The organism is Agromyces sp. Root81 (genome assembly GCF_001429165.1).
GTDB lineage: Bacteria > Actinomycetota > Actinomycetes > Actinomycetales > Microbacteriaceae > Agromyces.
In genome coordinates, this window is record NZ_LMIR01000001.1 from 660,487 (window position 1) to 677,553 (window position 17,067).

The window sequence follows — 17,067 nt, forward strand, 5'->3', positions numbered from 1 at the left end:
CTATGACATCATGTGTCGCCCGTTCGGTTCGGCCCCCTTCCGCGCCCCTGCGCCTCACTTCCGAGCACGACGACGGTGAGCATCGCGTCACCGTCATGAAACATGAGGAGTCCATATACTTGGCATTGCGCGCCCGACGGGCGGATTCGAACTGCCGTCCGGTGCGACGACCAGCGGGTCATCCGGCGGGCAATTCGCGTTGAAGCGATTCCAGCGGTGATCGGGGACCATCGGTTCGCCGGCACCGTCCAATGACCGGAAGGAACAGCACCTCGTGGCAACTCTGCAGTGGGAACCCATCGATGACCAGGCGGTCGACACGGCACGCGTACTCGCGGCCGACGCCGTCGAGAAGGTCGGCAACGGGCATCCCGGCACCGCGATGAGCCTCGCGCCCGCCGCGTATCTCCTGTTCCAGAAGGTCATGCGCCGCGATCCCGCCGACCACGCGTGGCTCGGCCGCGACCGCTTCATCCTCTCCGCGGGCCACTCCTCGCTGACCCAGTACGTGCAGCTCTACCTGGCCGGCGATGGCCTCGAGCTCTCCGACCTCCAGTCGCTGCGCACCTGGGGCTCGAAGACCCCCGGCCACCCCGAGTACGGCCACACCGCCGGCGTCGAGATCACGACCGGACCGCTCGGCCAGGGCCTCGCCTCCGCGGTCGGCTTCGCGTACGCGGCGCGTTTCGAGCGGGGCCTGTTCGACCCGGATGCCGCGGCGGGCACGAGCCCGTTCGACCACTTCGTCTACGTCGTCGCGGGTGACGGCGACCTGCAGGAGGGCATCACGAGCGAGGCGTCCTCGCTCGCCGGCCACCAGCAGCTCGGCAACCTCGTCGTGATCTACGACTCCAACCAGATCTCCATCGAAGACGACACGAACATCGCCTTCACCGAAGACGTCGCGAAACGCTACGAGTCCTACGGCTGGCACGTGCAGACCGTCGACTGGAAGAAGACGGGCGAGTACGTCGAAGACGTCGCCGAACTGCACCGCGCGATCGAGGCGGCCAAGGGCGAGTCCGGCAAGCCGTCGATCATCATCCTGAAGACGATCATCGGCTGGCCGTCGCCCGGCAAGCAGAACTCGGGCAAGATCCACGGCTCGGCGCTCGGCGCGGCGGAGCTCGCCGCGACGAAGGAGGTGCTCGGCTTCGACCCCGAGCAGAGCTTCGTCATCGCCGAAGAGGTCATCGCCCACACGCGCGGCGCCGTCGAGCGCGGCGCGGCCGAGCACGCTGAATGGCAGCTCGCCTTCGACGCGTGGGCCGCCGCGAACCCCGAGCGCAAGGCGCTCCTCGACCGGCTCGAGGCCGGGCAGCTGCCCGCCGACGTCGAATCCGTGCTCCCGGTCTTCGAGGGCGGCACCGAGGTGTCGACCCGTGCCGCGTCCGGCAAGGTCATCAACGCCCTCGCGGGCGTGCTGCCCGAGCTGTGGGGCGGCTCGGCCGACCTCGCCGAGTCGAACCTGACCACGATCAACGGGGCTGCCTCGTTCATCCCGGCCGAGTGGTCGACGCACGAGTTCTCGGGCAACCCCTACGGCCGGGTGCTGCACTTCGGCATCCGCGAGCACGCCATGGGCGCGATCGTCAACGGCATCGTGCTGCACGGAAAGACCCGCGCATTCGGCGGCACGTTCCTGATCTTCAGCGACTACATGCGGCCCGCCGTGCGCCTCGCTGCGCTCATGAAGGTGCCCTCGATCTTCGTCTGGACGCACGACTCCGTCGCCCTCGGCGAAGACGGCCCGACGCACCAGCCGGTCGAGCAGCTCGCCACGCTCCGCGCGATCCCGGGCCTCACGGTCGTGCGCCCCGCCGACGCGAACGAGGTCGCGCACGCCTGGCTTCAGATCCTGAAGCGCACGGATGCCCCGGCGGGCATCGCCCTCACCAGGCAGAACATCCCCGTGTTCGAGCGCGGCGACGCCGAGGCATCCGGTGACACCCTCGCTGCCGCGTCGAACGTGGCGAAGGGCGCGTACGTGCTCGCCGAGGCCGCATCGGGCTCGCCCGACGTGATCCTGATCGCGACCGGCTCCGAGGTCCAGCTCGCCCTCGCCGCACGCGAGACGCTCGCCGCCGAGGGCATCGGCGCACGCGTCGTCTCTGCGCCGTCGCTCGAGTGGTTCGAGGAGCAGCCGGCCGAGTACCGCGAGCAGGTCCTGCCCGCGGGCGTGACCGCCCGTGTCTCGGTCGAGGCCGGACTCGCACTGTCGTGGCACCGCTACCTCGGCTCGCACGGCCGTGCGGTGTCGATCGAGCACTTCGGCGCCTCCGCCGACTACAAGACCCTGTTCCGCGAGTTCGGCATCACGGCTGAAGCCGTCGTCGCCGCCGCGAAGGAATCGCTCGCGTCGGCCTGACGCGCGCCAGAAGAGGAGACACTCCCATGACCAGCTCCCCCACTGCAGCACTCTCGGAGGCGGGCGTCAGCATCTGGCTCGACGACCTCTCGCGTGAGCGCATCGCCTCGGGCGACCTCGCCCGACTCATCGCCGAGCGCAACGTCGTCGGCGTCACCACCAACCCGACGATCTTCGCCGGCGCCCTTTCGAAGGGCGACGGGTACGCCGAGCAGCTGCACACCCTCGCCGCGGCCGGCACCGACGTCGACACGGCGGTCTTCGAGATCACGACCGACGACGTGCGCGACGCCGCCGACGTCTTCCGCCCCGTCTACGACCGCTCGAACGGCTTCGACGGCCGCGTGTCGATCGAGGTCTCCCCGGGCCTGGCCCGCGACACCACCGGCACGATCGCCGAGGCCAAGTCGCTGTGGGCCAAGGTCGACCGCCCGAACGTCATGATCAAGATCCCGGCGACCGTCGAGGGCCTGGCCGCGATCACCGAGGCGATCGGCTCGGGCATCAGCGTCAACGTGACCCTCATCTTCAGCCTCGACCGCTACCGCCAGGTCATCGCGGCCTACCTCGCCGGCCTCGAGCAGGCCAAGGCCGCCGGCATCGACCTGACCACCATCCACTCGGTCGCCTCGTTCTTCGTCTCGCGCGTCGACACCGAGATCGACAAGCGTCTCGTCGCGATCGGCTCCGAAGCGGCACTCGCGCTGAAGAGCAAGGCCGGCGTCGCCAACGCGCGCCTGGCCTACGAGCTCTTCGAACAGGAGTTCGGCGGCGAACGTGCCGCGACGCTCCTCGCCGCGGGCGCGAACCGCCAGCGCCCGCTGTGGGCGTCGACGGGTGTGAAGGACCCGGCATTGCCCGACACGCTTTACGTGACCGAGCTCGTCGCTCAGGGCGTCGTGAACACGATGCCCGAGAAGACCCTCGAGGCCACGTTCGACCACGGCGTCGTCGTCGGCGACACCGTCACCGGCGCGTACGCCTCGGCGGGCAAGGTGCTCGATGCCCTCGCCGCCGCCGGCGTCGACTACGACGACGTGACGCTGCTGCTCGAGAACGAGGGCGTCGACAAGTTCATCGTCTCGTGGAACGAACTGCTCGACACCGTTCGCGGCGCACTGGAGGCCGCACGATGAGCTTCCGCATCTCGGTGAGCGGCGCAGCGGCCGACGCCGTGCGCAGCACCGTGCCCACGCTCGTCGCCGACCTCGTGGCGAGCGGCATCACGGCGCAGGACGCTGCGCTCTGGGGCCCCGAAGCCGAAGCGGAATCCGCGAAGCGACTCGGCTGGACCGAGGCGGTGGCGATCTCCCGCCCGCTCGTCGCCGAGATCGAGGCGCTCCGCGAGGAGCTCGAGGCGGCCGGCGTCGACCACATCGTGCTCGCCGGCATGGGCGGTTCGTCGCTCGCACCCGAGGTGATCACGCGCACCACGAACGTCGACCTCACCGTGCTCGACTCCACCGAGCCCGGGCAGGTCCGCACGGCCCTCGCCGACCGGCTCGCGACGTCCGCCCTCGTCGTCTCGTCGAAGTCTGGGTCGACGGTCGAGACCGACAGCCAGCGCCGGGTCTACGAGCAGGCGTTCCGCGACGCCGGCATCGACCCCGCGACGCGCATCATCGTCGTGACCGATCCGGGTTCGCCCCTCGACGAATCGGCCCGCGCCGCGGGGTACCGCGTGTTCAACGCGGACCCGAACGTGGGCGGCCGGTACTCGGCGCTCACCGCGTTCGGTCTCGTGCCCTCCGGGCTCGCCGGCGTCGACATCTCCGAGGTCCTCGACGAGGCCGAGACGATCGAGCTCTCGCTCGCCATCGACAGCCCAGAGAACCCGGGCCTCGTGCTCGGCGCCGCGATCGCCGCCACCGTCCCGCTCCGCGACAAGCTCGCGATCATCGCCGACGGCACCCACATCGTCGGGCTCCCCGACTGGGCGGAGCAGCTGATCGCCGAGTCCACCGGCAAGAACGGCACCGGCCTCCTGCCCGTCGTGCTCGAGGTCGACGCGCCCGAGCTCGGCGAGCACCTCTCCGACCTGCAGATCGTCCGCATCGTCGACGACGCCGGCGACGAGATCTTCGGCCGCGACGACTCCGGCGAGATCCGCGTCTCGGGCACCCTCGGCGCCCAGCTGCTCGTGTGGGAGTACGCGACCGCGGTCGCCGGCCGCATCCTCGGCATCAACCCGTTCGACCAGCCCGACGTGGAGTCGGCGAAGATCGCCGCACGGGGCCTCCTCGACGCCCGCCCCGAGCCCACGCCCGCTGCGTTCGTCGAGCAGGGCATCGAGGTGCGCGGCACCCCAGAGGTCATCGGCGCCTCGAGCGACCTCGCCTCGGCCATCGACGTGCTGCTCGAAGAGCTGCCTGCCGACGGCTACCTCTCGGTCCAGGCCTACGTCGACCGCGTCGCCCACCCCGAGCTCGAGCGGCTCCGCGGCCTGCTCGCCGCCCGTGCCGGTCGCCCGGTCACGTTCGGCTGGGGTCCGCGGTTCCTCCACTCGACGGGGCAGTTCCACAAGGGCGGCCCTGCGGTCGGTGCGTTCCTGCAGATCACGCAGACGCCCGCCGTCGACGTCGCCATCCCCGATCGGCCGTTCACCTTCGGTCAGCTGATCGCCGCGCAGGCCTCCGGCGACGCGAGTGTGCTCGCCGAACACGGTCGTCCGGTGCTGACGCTCACGCTCACCGATCCCTCTGCCAACACGGCGACGCTGTTCGACGTCGTCGCCTGATATCCCGGAGGAACGATGCAACCGGCCGCGATCACCGCGAAGCACAATCCGCTCCGGTCCCCCAAGGACTACCGGCTGAACCGCATCGCGGGTCCGTCGAGCCTCATCATCTTCGGCGTCACGGGCGACCTGTCGCGCAAGAAGCTGATGCCGGCGGTCTACGACCTTGCGAACCGGGGGCTCCTGCCCCCCGGTTTCGCGCTCGTCGGGTTCGCGCGCCGCGAATGGGCGGATCAGGACTTCGAGCAGGTCGTGCACGACTCGGTCAAGGAGTACTCCCGCACCGAGTTCCGTGAGGACGTCTGGAAGCAGCTGGCCCGCGGCATCCGCTTCGTGCCCGGCGATTTCGACGACGACGCGGCGTTCGACCGGCTGCGCGCCGTCGTCGACGACCTCGATCGCGAGCGCGGAACGATGGGCAACCATGCGTTCTACCTGTCGATCCCGCCGAAGTCGTTCCCGCTCGTGACGGAGCAGCTGAAGCGCTCCGGGCTGACCGAGCAGCGCGGCGACCAGTGGCGCCGCGTCGTCATCGAGAAGCCGTTCGGCAGCGACCTGAAGACCGCCCGCGAGCTGAACGACGTCGTCGCCTCGGTGTTCCCGCCCGACTCGGTCTTCCGCATCGACCACTACCTCGGCAAGGAGACCGTCCAGAACATCCTGGCGCTCCGCTTCGCGAACCAGCTCTACGAGCCCATCTGGAATGCGAACCACGTCGACCACGTGCAGATCACGATGGCCGAGGACATCGGCGTCGGCGGCCGAGCCGGGTACTACGACGGCATCGGCGCTGCGCGCGACGTGATCCAGAACCACCTGCTGCAGCTCCTCGCCCTCACGGCGATGGAGGAGCCGATCTCGTTCGAGGCCGGCGACCTGCGCGCCGAGAAGGAGAAGATCCTCGCGGCGGTGCGCCTGCCCGCCGACCTGGCGACGGGCACTGCCCGCGGCCAGTACGCCGGCGGCTGGCAGGGCGGCGAGAAGGTCATCGGATTCCTCGACGAAGACGGCATGAACCCCGAGTCGACGACCGAGACCTACGCAGCGATGAAGCTCACGATCGGCACCCGGCGCTGGGCCGGTGTGCCGTTCTACCTGCGCGCGGGCAAGCGCCTCGGCCGACGGGTCACCGAGATCGCGGTCGTGTTCAAGCGCGCCCCGCAGCAGGTGTTCGCCGACAGCCAGACCTCGCAGCTCGGCCAGAACGCGCTCGTCATCCGCGTGCAGCCCGACGAGGGCGTCACGATCCGATTCGGCTCGAAAGTGCCGGGTGCCGGCATGCAGGTGCGCGACGTCACGATGGACTTCGGCTACGGCCACGCGTTCACCGAAGCGAGCCCCGAGGCCTACGAGCGCCTGATCCTCGACGTGCTGCTCGGCGATCCGCCGCTGTTCCCACGGCAGGAGGAGGTCGAGCTCTCGTGGAAGATCCTCGACCCGATCGAGGAGTTCTGGGCGACGCAGGGGCAGCCCGAGCAGTACCGCCCCGGCACCTGGGGCCCCGCCTCGGCCGATGAACTCCTCGAACGCGACGGACGAAGCTGGAGACGCCCATGATCGTCGATCTGCCCGACACGACGACCAGTCAGGTCTCGAAGACGCTCGTGAAGATCCGCGAGGAGGGCGGCGTCGTCGCCCTCGGCCGCGTGCTCACCCTCGTCATCGCGACCTCGCCGGGCGCTGAGGAAGAAGCGATCGAGGCGGCGAACGACGCCTCGCGCGAACACCCGATGCGCGTCATCGTCGTCTCGACCGAGCCCGGCACCGAGACCTCGGCCGTGCCGCCGCGGCTCGATGCCGAGATCCGCGTCGGCGGCGACGCCGGTGCCAGCGAGGTGATCGTGCTCCGTGCCTGCGGGGACGCGGCACTCGATGAGGAGAGCCTCATCATGGCCCTCCTCCTCCCCGACGCCCCGGTCGTCACCTGGTGGCCGGGTGCGGCACCCGCGGTGCCGGGGCGCTCCCCGCTCGGCCGGATCGCGCATCGCAGGATCACGGATGCCTCGGCGCAGCCCGATCCGCAGGCGGCGCTGCGCGCACTCGCCGGCAACTACACGCCGGGCGACGCCGACTTCGCGTGGACCAGGCTCACCCTGTGGCGGGCCCAGCTCGCCGCCGTGCTCGACCAGCCGCCGTACGAGCCCGTCACCCGCGTGCATGTCAGCGGCGCGGTCGACTCGCCGTCGACGACGCTCCTCGCCGCATGGCTGCGACTGCAGCTCAACGCGCCGACCGAGTACGAACTCGCCGGTCCCGAGTCCGGCTACCACGGCATCCACGGGGTTCGTCTCGAACGCGACGGCGGCGCCATCGAACTGATCCGCGACGTCCCCGGCATCGCGACACTCCGCCAGCCGGGCCAGCCGCGGCACGACCTCGCGCTGCCGCGCCGCAATCTCCGCGACTGCCTCGCCGACGAGCTCCGTCGCCTCGACCCCGACGAGCTGTACGGCGAGGTCATCACGAGCGGGCTCGCGCTCCTCGAGGGCAGCGAAGAAGGAGAACTCGCGTGACCAACGAACGGCGGGTGCTCGTGCACCCCGACAAGGCATCACTCGCAGGTTCGGTGGCGGCCCGCTTCATCACGAAGCTCCTCGACATCCTCGACACGCAGGCGGTCGCCCACGTCGTGCTCACCGGCGGCTCGATGGGCGGAGCTGTGCTGCAGTCGGTCGGCGCCTCACCCGCTCACACGTCGATCGACTGGTCTCGCGTGCACTTCTGGTGGGGCGACGAGCGGTGGCTGCCGGCCGGCGATGCCGAGCGCAACGACGAGCAGGCCCGTGTCGCGTTCCTCGGCGGGCTCGACCTGCCGGCGGAGAACCTGCACCCGTTCCCCGCCTCCGACTCCGGGCTCGACCTCGACACCGCGGCGGAGGTCTACGCGGCGGAGCTCTCGTCGCACGGCGTCGACGGCACGCCGCATCCGATCTTCGACATCACCTTCCTCGGCGTCGGTCCCGATGGGCACATCGCCTCACTGTTCCCGCACCGTTCGGGCATCCAGGTGACCGATCGAACGGTGATCCCCGTGCGCAACTCGCCGAAGCCGCCGCCCGAGCGGCTGAGCCTCACCCGGCCGGTCATCAATGCCTCGCAGCGCGTGTGGATGGTGCTCGCGGGCGCCGACAAGGCGTCGGCGCTCGGTCTCGCACTCGCGGGCGCGAGTCGCGACGAGGTGCCGGTCGCCGGCATCAAGGGGCGGCGTCGCACGGTGTTCTTCGTCGACGCCGACGCGGCATCCGAAGTTCCCGACTCGCTCATCGCGCGCGACTACTGACCGGGCGACGCGACGTTCGCGTACGAAGAAGGGGGCGGCCAGCAGGCCGCCCCCTTCTCACGTTCGTGCGTCGGATCAGTCCTTCGGGGCTTGACCGCGACGCGTGCGCAGCTGCGTGAGCGCGTCGTCGAGCAGCGCCGCCGCCTCTTCGTCGGTACGACGCTCCTTCACGTACGCGAGGTGCGTCTTGTACGGCTCGAGCTTCGACACCGACGGCGGGTTCTCGCGGTCGCGGCCGGCCGGCAGGCCGGTCGACGGGCTGTCGATGGTCTCGGGGATCTCCTCTTCGGGGAGCGTCGCCGAGAAGTAGCGCACGGTCTCGTTGCCGTGGGCGTCCCAGTAGCTGATGGCGACGCGGTCCGCGTGGAAGCCGCGGTCCTGCTCGCCCATGGGGCCCGCGCCGACGCGCGAGCCGCGGATGGCGCTGTTTCCTGATGCCATGGTGGTTCCCGTCAGATTCCGGAGTCGAACTTGGTGATGAGACCCAGCACGACGATGCAGGTGATCCACACGAGTGCGAGGATGACCGTGATGCGGTTCAAGTTGCGTTCGGCGACACCGGATGCACCGAGGCTGGAGGTGACACCGCCGCCGAACATGTCGGACAGACCGCCGCCACGTCCCTTGTGCAGCAGGATAAGCAGCGTCAGCAGCAGGCTCGTGAGACCGAGCAGCACCTGCAGGACGACCTGGAGAATCTCCACGGGTTGAACCTTTCCGGGCACGACAGATGGGTCGATGCCGACAATCGAGTATAGCCGGAAGCATGACCGTACCCGGGAGCGCATCGCACTCCCGGGTACGGGAGATCAGGCTCCGACGTGCTTCTTGAACCGCACGATGCTCGAGAACTCGGCGATGTCGAGGCTCGCGCCGCCGACGAGCGCGCCGTCGACGTTCGGTTCGCGCAGGAACGAGGCGATGTTCGCGGCCTTCACCGAACCGCCGTAGAGCACGCGGGTCGACTGTGCGACCTCTTCGCCGACGAGCTCGACGAGGAGCGCACGAAGCGCCGCCGCGACCTGCTCGGCCTGGGCCGGCGTCGCCGCCTGGCCCGAGCCGATGGCCCAGACGGGCTCGTAGGCGACGACGAGGCCCTTCGAGCCGTCGACGCCCTCGAGCGCTGCGCGCAGCTGGGCGACCGGAACGGCGCTCGGCCCGTGCGCCTCGAGGTCTTCTGCGGTCTCGCCCACGCAGACGACCGGCACGAGACCGTGCCGGTGCGCGGCCTTGACCTTCGCGTTGACCTCCGCGTCGGACTCCGCGTGCAGGGTGCGCCGCTCGGAGTGACCGATGATCACGTAGCGACAGTCGAGCTGCGCGAGGAACGCCCCGGAGATCTCACCGGTGTACGCGCCGGAGTCGTGCGTCGAGACATCCTGGGCTCCGTACCCGATGGGCAGGGAGTCGGCGGCCACGAGTGTCTGGACCGAACGCAGGTCGGTGAACGGGGGGAAGACCGCGACCTCCGCGTCGGCGAAGTCGTGCTTCGCGTCGGCGAGAGCCCACGCGAGCTTCTGCACGAACGCGATCGACTGCAGGTGATCGAGGTTCATCTTCCAGTTGCCTGCGATGAACGGGGTGCGCTTCACTGCCATCCGAGGACCTCCAGTCCGGGGAGTTTCTTACCTTCGAGGAACTCGAGGCTCGCGCCTCCGCCGGTCGAGATGTGACCGAACTGCGTGTCTTCGAAGCCGAGTTGACGAACGGCGGCAGCCGAATCGCCGCCGCCGACGACGCTGAGTCCGTCGACCTGCGTGAGCGCCTCGGCGACCACGCGGGTGCCCGCCGCGAACGGCGCGAGCTCGAACACGCCCATCGGGCCGTTCCAGAACACCGTCTTCGATCCGCGGATGCGATCTGCGAAGGCGGCTGCCGTGGCCGGGCCGATGTCGAGCCCCAGACCGGATGCCCCGAACGGCGTCTCCTCGATCGCATCCGCCGCAGCGACCACGTGCTCGGCGTCCGCCGAGAACGAGGCGGCCACGACGACGTCGCTCGGCAGCACGATGTCGACACCGCGCTCGGCGGCTTCGGTCAGGTACCCCTTGACGGTCTCGATCTGGTCAGCCTCGAGCAGGCTCGAACCGACCTTGTGGCCCTGGGCCGCGAGGAAGGTGAAGAGCATGCCGCCGCCGATGAGGAGCGCGTCGACTCGCGGCAGCAGGTGCGCGATGACGCCGAGCTTGTCGGACACCTTCGAACCGCCGAGCACGACCGCGTACGGACGCTCGGGATTCTCGGTGAGGCGGTCGAGCACGTCGAGCTCGGCGGCGATCAGGAGGCCGGCCGCGCTCGGACGCAGCTGCTCGAGCTCGTAGACGCTCGCCTGCTTGCGGTGCACGACGCCGAAGCCGTCGGAGACGACCGCGTCGGCGAACTCGGCGAGCTCGCCGGCGAACGCCGTGCGCTCCGCCTCGTTCTTCGAGGTCTCCCCCGGGTTGAAGCGGAGGTTCTCGAGCACGAGCACCTCGCCGTCGCCGAGGGCCGCGACCTTCGCCGCGGCATCCGCACCGACCGTGTCGACCGCGAAGGCGACGGGGACGTCGAGCAGTTCGCCGAGGCGGACTGCGACGGGGGCCAGGCTGTACTTGGAGTCGGGTGCACCGTCGGGGCGACCGAGGTGGGAGACCACGATCACGCGGGCGCCCTGGGCGACGAGCGCCGCCAGGGTGGGGACCGATGCCCGCACGCGGCCGTCGTCCGTGATGACCGCGTCCCGGAGGGGGACGTTCAGGTCACAACGGACGACGACGCGCTTGCCGGCGAGCGGACCGAGGGATTCGATCGTTCGCAGGGTCACAGATCCTCGATTCAGAGACGTTCGGCGACGTACTCGGTCAGGTCGACGAGACGGTTGGAGTAGCCCCACTCGTTGTCGTACCAGCTCGACAGCTTCACCTGGTCGCCGAGCACGCGCAGGAGACCGGCGTCGAAGATCGACGAGTGCGGGTCGGAGACGATGTCGCTCGAGACGATCTCGTCTTCGGTGTACTTGAGGATGCCCTTCATGGGACCCTCGGCGGCGGCCTTGTATGCGGCCTTGACCTCGTCGACGGTCACGGGGCGCGACGAGGTGACGGTGAGGTCGGTGATCGAGCCGGTGGGAACCGGAACGCGCAGGGCGAAGCCGTCGAGCTTGCCGACGAGCTCGGGGAGCACGAGGCCGATGGCCTTGGCGGCGCCGGTCGACGTCGGAACGATGTTGATCGCAGCGGCGCGTGCACGGCGGAGGTCCTTGTGGGGACCGTCCTGCAGGTTCTGGTCGGCGGTGTAGGCGTGCACCGTCGTCATGAGGCCGCGCTCGATGCCGAAGGCGTCGTTGAAGACCTTCGCGAGGGGTGCGAGGCAGTTGGTCGTGCACGACGCGTTCGAGATGATGTGGTGCCGCTCGGGGTCGTACTCGTGCTCGTTGACGCCCATGACGAACGTGGCGTCCTCATCGGTCGCGGGAGCCGAGATGAGGACCTTCTTCGCGCCGGCCTCGATGTGCTTGCGGGCGTCGGCGGCCTTGGTGAAGAAGCCGGTCGACTCGATGACGATGTCGACGCCGAGCTCGCCCCAGGGCAGGTTCGCGGGGTCGCGCTCGGCGAACGCCTTGATCGCCTTGCCGTTGACGATGATGTTGTCGTCGTCGTAGTCGACCGTCGCGTCCAGGCGACCCGTGATGGAGTCGTACTTCAGGAGGTGTGCGAGCGTCTTGTTGTCGGTGAGGTCGTTCACGGCGACGATCTCGAGGTCAGCCCCCTGAGCGAGGGCCGCACGGAAGTAGTTGCGGCCGATACGGCCGAAGCCGTTGATGCCGATCTTTACAGACACAGATGTCTCCTGTTTGACGATGGCGCGAACGCGCACTTTCACGGGTGAACTGGTCGGACGACGGTGTCCCCGGACGGGCCCGGGGACACCATCCGTTTACGACAGTAGCAGCAGCCCTGAGGTCTTCTCACCAGCTGTGGTGAACCGCTTCTGGACGTTCTCCCAGTTCGCGATACTCCAGAACGCCTTGACGTAATCGGCCCGCACGTTCTGGTAGTCGAGGTAGTACGCGTGCTCCCAGACGTCGAGCATCAGGAGCGGCACGATGCCGGCGGGCAGGTTGCCCTGCTGGTCGAAGAACTGCACGATGATCAGTCGTTCTCCGAGCGAGTCCCACGCGAGCACGGCCCAGCCGGAGCCCTGCACGCCGAGCGCCGTCGCGGTGAAGTGCGCCTGGAACTTGTCGAACGAGCCGAACTGGTCGTCGATCGCCGCGGCGAGGTCGCCGGTCGGCTTGTCGCCGCCCGCAGGCGAGAGGTTCGTCCAGAAGATCGAGTGGTTGACGTGGCCGCCGAGGTTGAACGCGAGGTCCTTCTCGAGCTTGTTGACGTTCGCGAGGTTGCCCGAATCGCGGGCCTCGGCGAGCTGGGCGAGGGCGGTGTTGGCACCCGTCACGTACGCCTGGTGATGCTTCGAGTGGTGCAGCTCCATGATCTTGCCGCTGATCGCCGGCTCGAGCGCCGAGTAGTCGTAGGGCAGATCGGGGAGGGTGTAGTCGGCCATTGCTTCTCCTTGTCAGATGCGCCGGATCCCCCGGGCGTCTCCCCGGGATTCCGCGGCTGCCTCTCGAGTCTATGCCCGCCGTCCAACCGGCCACGAGGTGCCGGCCCGCGCGACGGAGGCATGACGGATGCCTCGCGCGTCACCACGATCGAAGGTGCACGCCCCGCGCGGCGAACCGCCGGGGCATCCGCTCAGACCTCGTCGAGGTCGGCGGGAAGGCTCGCCTCGGTGCCCGGCACGCCGAGGTCGGCGGCGCGCTTGTCGGCCATAGCGAGAAGGCGACGGATGCGACCGGCGACGGCGTCCTTGGTCATGGGCGGGTCGGCGTAGTGGCCGAGTTCGTCGAGGCTCGCCTCGCGGTGGGCCAGCCGGAGTTCGCCGGCGTACTTCAGGTGGTCGGGGATGCCCTCGCCGAGGAGCTCCATGGCGCGCTCGACGCGGGCGCACGCGGCGACGGCGGCCTGCGCCGAACGGCGGAGGTTCGCGTCGTCGAAGTTCACGAGGCGGTTGGCCGTCGCGCGCACCTCGCGGCGCTGGCGCAGCTCCTCCCAGTTGCGCACGGTCTCGGTGGCGCCCATGACCGCGAGCATCGCGCTGATCGCCTCGCCGTCGCGGATGACGACGCGGTGGACGCCGCGGACCTCTCGGGCCTTCGCGGAGATGCCGAGCCGGCCGGCGGCTCCCACGAGGGCCATGGCGGTCTCGTTGCCCGGGCAGGTCACCTCGAGTGCGGCCGAGCGACCGGGGTCGGTCAGGCTGCCCTTCGCGAGGAACGCTCCGCGCCAGATCGCCGCAACCTCGTCGCGCGAGCCCGTGGTGAGCTTGTTCGGCAGGCCTCGCACGGGGCGACGGCGGGCGTCGAGCAGCCCCGTCTGTCGGGCGAGCGTCTCTCCGCCCTCGAGCACACGCACGAGGTACTGGTTCGAGCGCCGCATGCCCGTCGGCGAGATCACCGAGACATCGGGACGCACGCCGTAGATCTCCCCCAGGTCGCGCGTCACGCGGCGCACGAGCGTCGGAGAGTCGAGCTCCGCCTCGATCGCGATGCGGTTCGAGATGATGTGCAGCCCCCCGGCGAACCGGAGGATCGACGCCAGTTCGGCGACCCTGACCCCGGTCTTCGACACCTCGACGCGCGCCAGTTCCTCTTTCACGTCAGCGGTCAGTGCCACTTGTCGTCCCATCTCTCATATGTGTTGCAGCGGCTGCGATCACTCGCGTCCGAGATCCCGATCCTTCACACTCACGACGACACCGGGCAGCGCGGCGATGCGCTTGGCCAGCTCGCGCACCAGGGCGACCGAGCGGTGCTTGCCGCCGGTGCATCCGATCGCGATCGTCGCGTGTCGCTTGTTCTCGCGCTGGTAGCCGGCCAGCACGGGTTCGAGCGCCTTGGCATAGGCCTCGACGAACTCCATCGCGCCGGGCTGGCTCAGCACGTACTCCGACACGACGGCATCGTCGCCCGTCAGGTGGCGGAGTTCCGGGATCCAGAACGGGTTGGGCAGGAAGCGGGCATCGGCGACGAGGTCGGCGTCGGAGGGCACGCCGTACTTGAAGCCGAAGCTCTGCATGGTGATGCGGAGCCCCGCGTGGCCGGCTTCGGCGAAGGTCTCGGTGATGAGGGTCGCCAGCTGGTGGATGTTGAGGTCGGAGGTGTCGACGACGATGTCGCTGGCCTCGCGCAGTTCGGCGAGGCGGGCGCGCTCGGCGCCGATGCCGTCGAGCAGCGTGCCGTTGCCCTGGAGCGGGTGCGGGCGGCGCACCGACTCGAAGCGGCGCACGAGCACGGAGTCGGTCGCATCGAGGAAGACGACGCGCACGCTCACTCCGGTGCGGAGGGCCTGGATGATCTCGCGGAGCTCGGAGAAGAAGTCGCGCCCGCGGATGTCGACGATCGCCGCGATGCGCGGCAGCGACGTGCCGGCCCGCTCGACGAGCTCGACGAGGGGGCGCAGCATCTGCGGCGGAAGGTTGTCGACGACGTACCATCCGAGGTCTTCGAGTGCGTTGCCGACGGTCGAGCGTCCTGCGCCGGACATGCCGGTGACGATCAGCATCTCCTGCTGTTCAGAATCGACGGTCATCGTGTCGAAGCCCCCTTCCGCGTATCGACACCCAAGCCTATCTGGGTGCGGGGGCGCGATCGGCGTGCAGGGTGCGGTGCACCGTCGCCGCGAGCAGCGGGCCGATGCCCTTCACCTCCGAGATGTCGGTCTCGGATGCCGCGCGCAGCTGCTTCACGGATCCGAAGTGCCGCAGCAACTCCTTCACGCGAGACGGGCCGAGGCCGGGGATCTCGGAGAGCACGCTGCCGATGTCGCGCTTGCGACGCTGCCGCTGGTGGGTGATCGCGAAGCGGTGGGCCTCATCTCTCACGCGCTGGAACAGGAAGAGGGCGTCGCTGTTGCGGGGCAGGATGACGGGGTAGTCGCCGTCGGGCGTCCAGATCTCCTCGAGCCGCTTGGCGATGCCGCAGAGGTAGATTCCCTCGACGCCCGACTCCTCGAGCGCACGCGCCGCAGCCGCCACCTGCGGTTGCCCTCCGTCGACGATCAACAGGTTCGGCCGGTAGGCGAACTTCTTGCGACGTTCGGATGCCGCGGCATCCGTTTCTCCCTCCGGCACATCTGCTCCGTCGGCGGTGCTCGTGGCCGGCGCCGTGCTGCTCGCAGCGGGTGCATCCTGTGCCGTGGTGCTCGCCGTCTCGGCTTCGATCGGCGAGCCGATCGAGTCGGGCGACCGCAGGTAGGCCAGGCGGCGGGTGAGCACCTGGTGGAGCGAGTCGGTGTCGTCGGTCGAGTTCGGAATCGTGAACCGGCGGTACTCGTCCTTGCGCGGAAGGCCGTCTTCGAAGACGACCATCGAGGCGACGATGTTGGTGCCGCTGAGGTGCGAGATGTCGTAGCACTCGATGCGCAGCGGCGCGTCGGCCATGCCGAGTGCCTCCTGGATGTCTTCGAGGGCTCGCGACCGCGTCGTGAAGTCGGCGCTGCGTCGGGTCTTGTAGAGCATGAGCGTCTGCTTGGCGTTCTGCGTCGCGGTGGCGAGCAACGCCGCCTTGTCACCGCGCTGCGCGGCCCGAAGACGCACCTTGCGACCGGCGATGGTGCCGAGCCAGGTCTCGAGCGCCTCTGCGTCGTCGGGGAGCTCGGGCACCACGACCTCGGCCGGAGGCTTCTCACCATCGCCGTAGGCGTTCTGCACCACCGAGTCGACGAGGTCGCCGAGCGGCACGTCGAGCTCCTTGTCGACGGTCCACGAGCGCACACCGCGGATACGGCCGCCGCGCACGATGAAGAGCTGCACTGCTGCGGCCAGCTCGTCGTGGTCGATGCCGAAGACGTCGATGTCGACCTTCTCGCCGAGCACCACGGCGCTCTTCTCGAAGAACGACGTGGCTGCCTGCAGGCGATCGCGGAATCGTGCAGCCGCCTCGTAGTCCTGCACCGCGGCAGCCGAGCGCATGCGCTGGGTGAGCTCGCCGAGGATGCGGCGATCCTGATTCTGCATGAACGAGACGAAGCGGTCGACGTTCTCGCGATGCTCCTCGATCGTGACGACTCCGGAGCACGGCCCGAAGCATCGGCCGATCTGGCCCGCGAAGCACGGTTTTCCGCTGGCCATCGCCCGGCGGTAGTCGGAATCCTTGCAGGTGCGGATCGGGAACAGCTTGAGCAGGATCTCGAGCGTCTCGTTGACCGCCCAGACCTTCGGGTACGGCCCGAAGTACCTGGCGCCGCGGATGTTGCGGTTGCGGGTGACGACGGCGCGCGGCGCCTCGTCGGCGAGCGTGACCGCGAGGTACGGGTACGACTTGTCGTCCTTGAACTGCACGTTGAACGGCGGGTCGAACTCGTTGATCCACGTGAACTCGAGCTGCAGCGCCTCGACCTCGTTGGCGACGACCGTCCACTCCACCGAAGCGGCCGTCGTGACCATGCGCCGCGTTCGCTCGTGCAGGGTGCGAAGCGGCGCGAAGTAGTTCGACAGGCGCGCCCGGAGGTTCTTCGCCTTGCCCACGTAGAGCACCCGACGATCGGCGTCGCGGAACCGATAGACGCCGGGACTCGTGGGGATCTCGCCCTTCTTCGGGCGATAGGGCACACCCTCGGTGCCGGGCAGCACGGTGTTCATCGC

General features: G+C 69.4%; 15 protein-coding genes. 6 read left to right on the top strand and 9 right to left on the bottom strand.

Translation table 11 applies throughout. From position 1 onward, the window contains the following. Positions 1 to 274 precede the first annotated feature (274 nt). Genes tkt through pgl form a run of 6 tightly spaced genes read left to right on the top strand, consistent with a single transcriptional unit; the run spans position 275 to position 8,385 of the window. Positions 275 to 2,368: a transketolase gene (gene tkt / locus ASE14_RS03215; protein WP_056650586.1), complete on the top strand. Its 2,094-nt coding sequence runs from the start codon at positions 275 to 277 to the stop codon at positions 2,366 to 2,368. Between the two features lie 26 nt (positions 2,369 to 2,394). After that, on the top strand, positions 2,395 to 3,504 hold the full coding sequence (tal, locus tag ASE14_RS03220) for a transaldolase (protein WP_056650587.1): 1,110 nt from the start codon (positions 2,395 to 2,397) through the stop codon (positions 3,502 to 3,504). Beyond that, entirely contained in the window at positions 3,501 to 5,105 is a 1,605-nt protein-coding gene (locus tag ASE14_RS03225) for a glucose-6-phosphate isomerase (RefSeq protein ID WP_056650589.1), read from the top strand. Before tal ends, ASE14_RS03225 begins: the two co-directional genes overlap by 4 nt. Before the next feature lie 15 nt (positions 5,106 to 5,120). Then, complete coding sequence (gene zwf / locus ASE14_RS03230) at positions 5,121 to 6,662, top strand: glucose-6-phosphate dehydrogenase (RefSeq protein ID WP_056650590.1); 1,542 nt, start codon at positions 5,121 to 5,123, stop codon at positions 6,660 to 6,662. Beyond that, a complete protein-coding gene (locus tag ASE14_RS03235) occupies positions 6,659 to 7,618 on the top strand; it encodes a glucose-6-phosphate dehydrogenase assembly protein OpcA (protein ID WP_056650591.1) in 960 nt (319 codons plus the stop codon). Before zwf ends, ASE14_RS03235 begins: the two co-directional genes overlap by 4 nt. Further along, on the top strand, positions 7,615 to 8,385 hold the full coding sequence (pgl, locus tag ASE14_RS03240; protein ID WP_056650592.1) for a 6-phosphogluconolactonase: 771 nt from the start codon (positions 7,615 to 7,617) through the stop codon (positions 8,383 to 8,385). The genes ASE14_RS03235 and pgl overlap by 4 nt, the downstream gene beginning before the upstream one ends. A 75-nt stretch (positions 8,386 to 8,460) precedes the next feature. Here the strand turns inward: pgl and ASE14_RS03245 are convergent, their stop codons facing one another. The 9 genes from ASE14_RS03245 to uvrC form a co-directional block, all read right to left on the bottom strand. Next, positions 8,461 to 8,826, bottom strand: a complete 366-nt coding sequence (locus ASE14_RS03245) for an RNA polymerase-binding protein RbpA (RefSeq protein WP_056650595.1) — start codon at positions 8,824 to 8,826, stop codon at positions 8,461 to 8,463. An 11-nt stretch (positions 8,827 to 8,837) separates the two neighbouring features. After that, positions 8,838 to 9,089, bottom strand: a complete 252-nt coding sequence (secG, locus tag ASE14_RS03250) for a preprotein translocase subunit SecG (protein WP_056650599.1) — start codon at positions 9,087 to 9,089, stop codon at positions 8,838 to 8,840. A gap of 105 nt (positions 9,090 to 9,194) precedes the next feature. Then, positions 9,195 to 9,983: a triose-phosphate isomerase gene (tpiA, locus tag ASE14_RS03255; RefSeq protein ID WP_056650602.1), complete on the bottom strand. Its 789-nt coding sequence runs from the start codon at positions 9,981 to 9,983 to the stop codon at positions 9,195 to 9,197. Then, positions 9,974 to 11,188 (bottom strand): phosphoglycerate kinase, encoded by a 1,215-nt coding sequence (gene pgk / locus ASE14_RS03260; RefSeq protein ID WP_056650605.1) that lies wholly within the window; start codon positions 11,186 to 11,188, stop codon positions 9,974 to 9,976. Before pgk ends, tpiA begins: the two co-directional genes overlap by 10 nt. A gap of 11 nt (positions 11,189 to 11,199) precedes the next feature. Continuing rightward, the gene (gap, locus tag ASE14_RS03265) at positions 11,200 to 12,204 is read right to left on the bottom strand and encodes a type I glyceraldehyde-3-phosphate dehydrogenase (protein WP_056650608.1); all 1,005 of its coding nucleotides are present in this window, start codon (positions 12,202 to 12,204) and stop codon (positions 11,200 to 11,202) included. A 96-nt stretch (positions 12,205 to 12,300) separates the two neighbouring features. Beyond that, on the bottom strand, positions 12,301 to 12,927 hold the full coding sequence (locus ASE14_RS03270) for a superoxide dismutase (protein ID WP_056650611.1): 627 nt from the start codon (positions 12,925 to 12,927) through the stop codon (positions 12,301 to 12,303). A 191-nt stretch (positions 12,928 to 13,118) separates the two neighbouring features. Next, on the bottom strand, positions 13,119 to 14,099 hold the full coding sequence (whiA, locus tag ASE14_RS03275) for a DNA-binding protein WhiA (RefSeq protein WP_056650614.1): 981 nt from the start codon (positions 14,097 to 14,099) through the stop codon (positions 13,119 to 13,121). Between the two features lie 39 nt (positions 14,100 to 14,138). After that, positions 14,139 to 15,014 carry an RNase adapter RapZ gene (gene rapZ / locus ASE14_RS03280; protein ID WP_056650617.1) on the bottom strand — a complete coding sequence of 292 codons (876 nt, stop codon included), beginning with the start codon at positions 15,012 to 15,014 and terminating at the stop codon, positions 14,139 to 14,141. A gap of 37 nt (positions 15,015 to 15,051) precedes the next feature. After that, a complete protein-coding gene (gene uvrC / locus ASE14_RS03285; protein WP_056650619.1) occupies positions 15,052 to 17,064 on the bottom strand; it encodes an excinuclease ABC subunit UvrC in 2,013 nt (670 codons plus the stop codon). Positions 17,065 to 17,067: the final 3 nt, after the last annotated feature.

What these genes read in the sequence shown, in the direction of transcription:
- zwf (WP_056650590.1), top strand. Translation starts at nt 5,121, where the DNA reads ATGCAACCGGCCGCGATCACCGCGAAGCACAATCCGCTCCGGTCCCCC.
- uvrC (WP_056650619.1), bottom strand. Translation starts at nt 17,064, where the DNA reads ATGAACACCGTGCTGCCCGGCACCGAGGGTGTGCCCTATCGCCCGAAG.
- ASE14_RS03245 (WP_056650595.1), bottom strand. Translation starts at nt 8,826, where the DNA reads ATGGCATCAGGAAACAGCGCCATCCGCGGCTCGCGCGTCGGCGCGGGC.
- ASE14_RS03270 (WP_056650611.1), bottom strand. Translation starts at nt 12,927, where the DNA reads ATGGCCGACTACACCCTCCCCGATCTGCCCTACGACTACTCGGCGCTC.
- rapZ (WP_056650617.1), bottom strand. Translation starts at nt 15,014, where the DNA reads ATGACCGTCGATTCTGAACAGCAGGAGATGCTGATCGTCACCGGCATG.
- tpiA (WP_056650602.1), bottom strand. Translation starts at nt 9,983, where the DNA reads ATGGCAGTGAAGCGCACCCCGTTCATCGCAGGCAACTGGAAGATGAAC.
- ASE14_RS03235 (WP_056650591.1), top strand. Translation starts at nt 6,659, where the DNA reads ATGATCGTCGATCTGCCCGACACGACGACCAGTCAGGTCTCGAAGACG.
- ASE14_RS03225 (WP_056650589.1), top strand. Translation starts at nt 3,501, where the DNA reads ATGAGCTTCCGCATCTCGGTGAGCGGCGCAGCGGCCGACGCCGTGCGC.
- tal (WP_056650587.1), top strand. Translation starts at nt 2,395, where the DNA reads ATGACCAGCTCCCCCACTGCAGCACTCTCGGAGGCGGGCGTCAGCATC.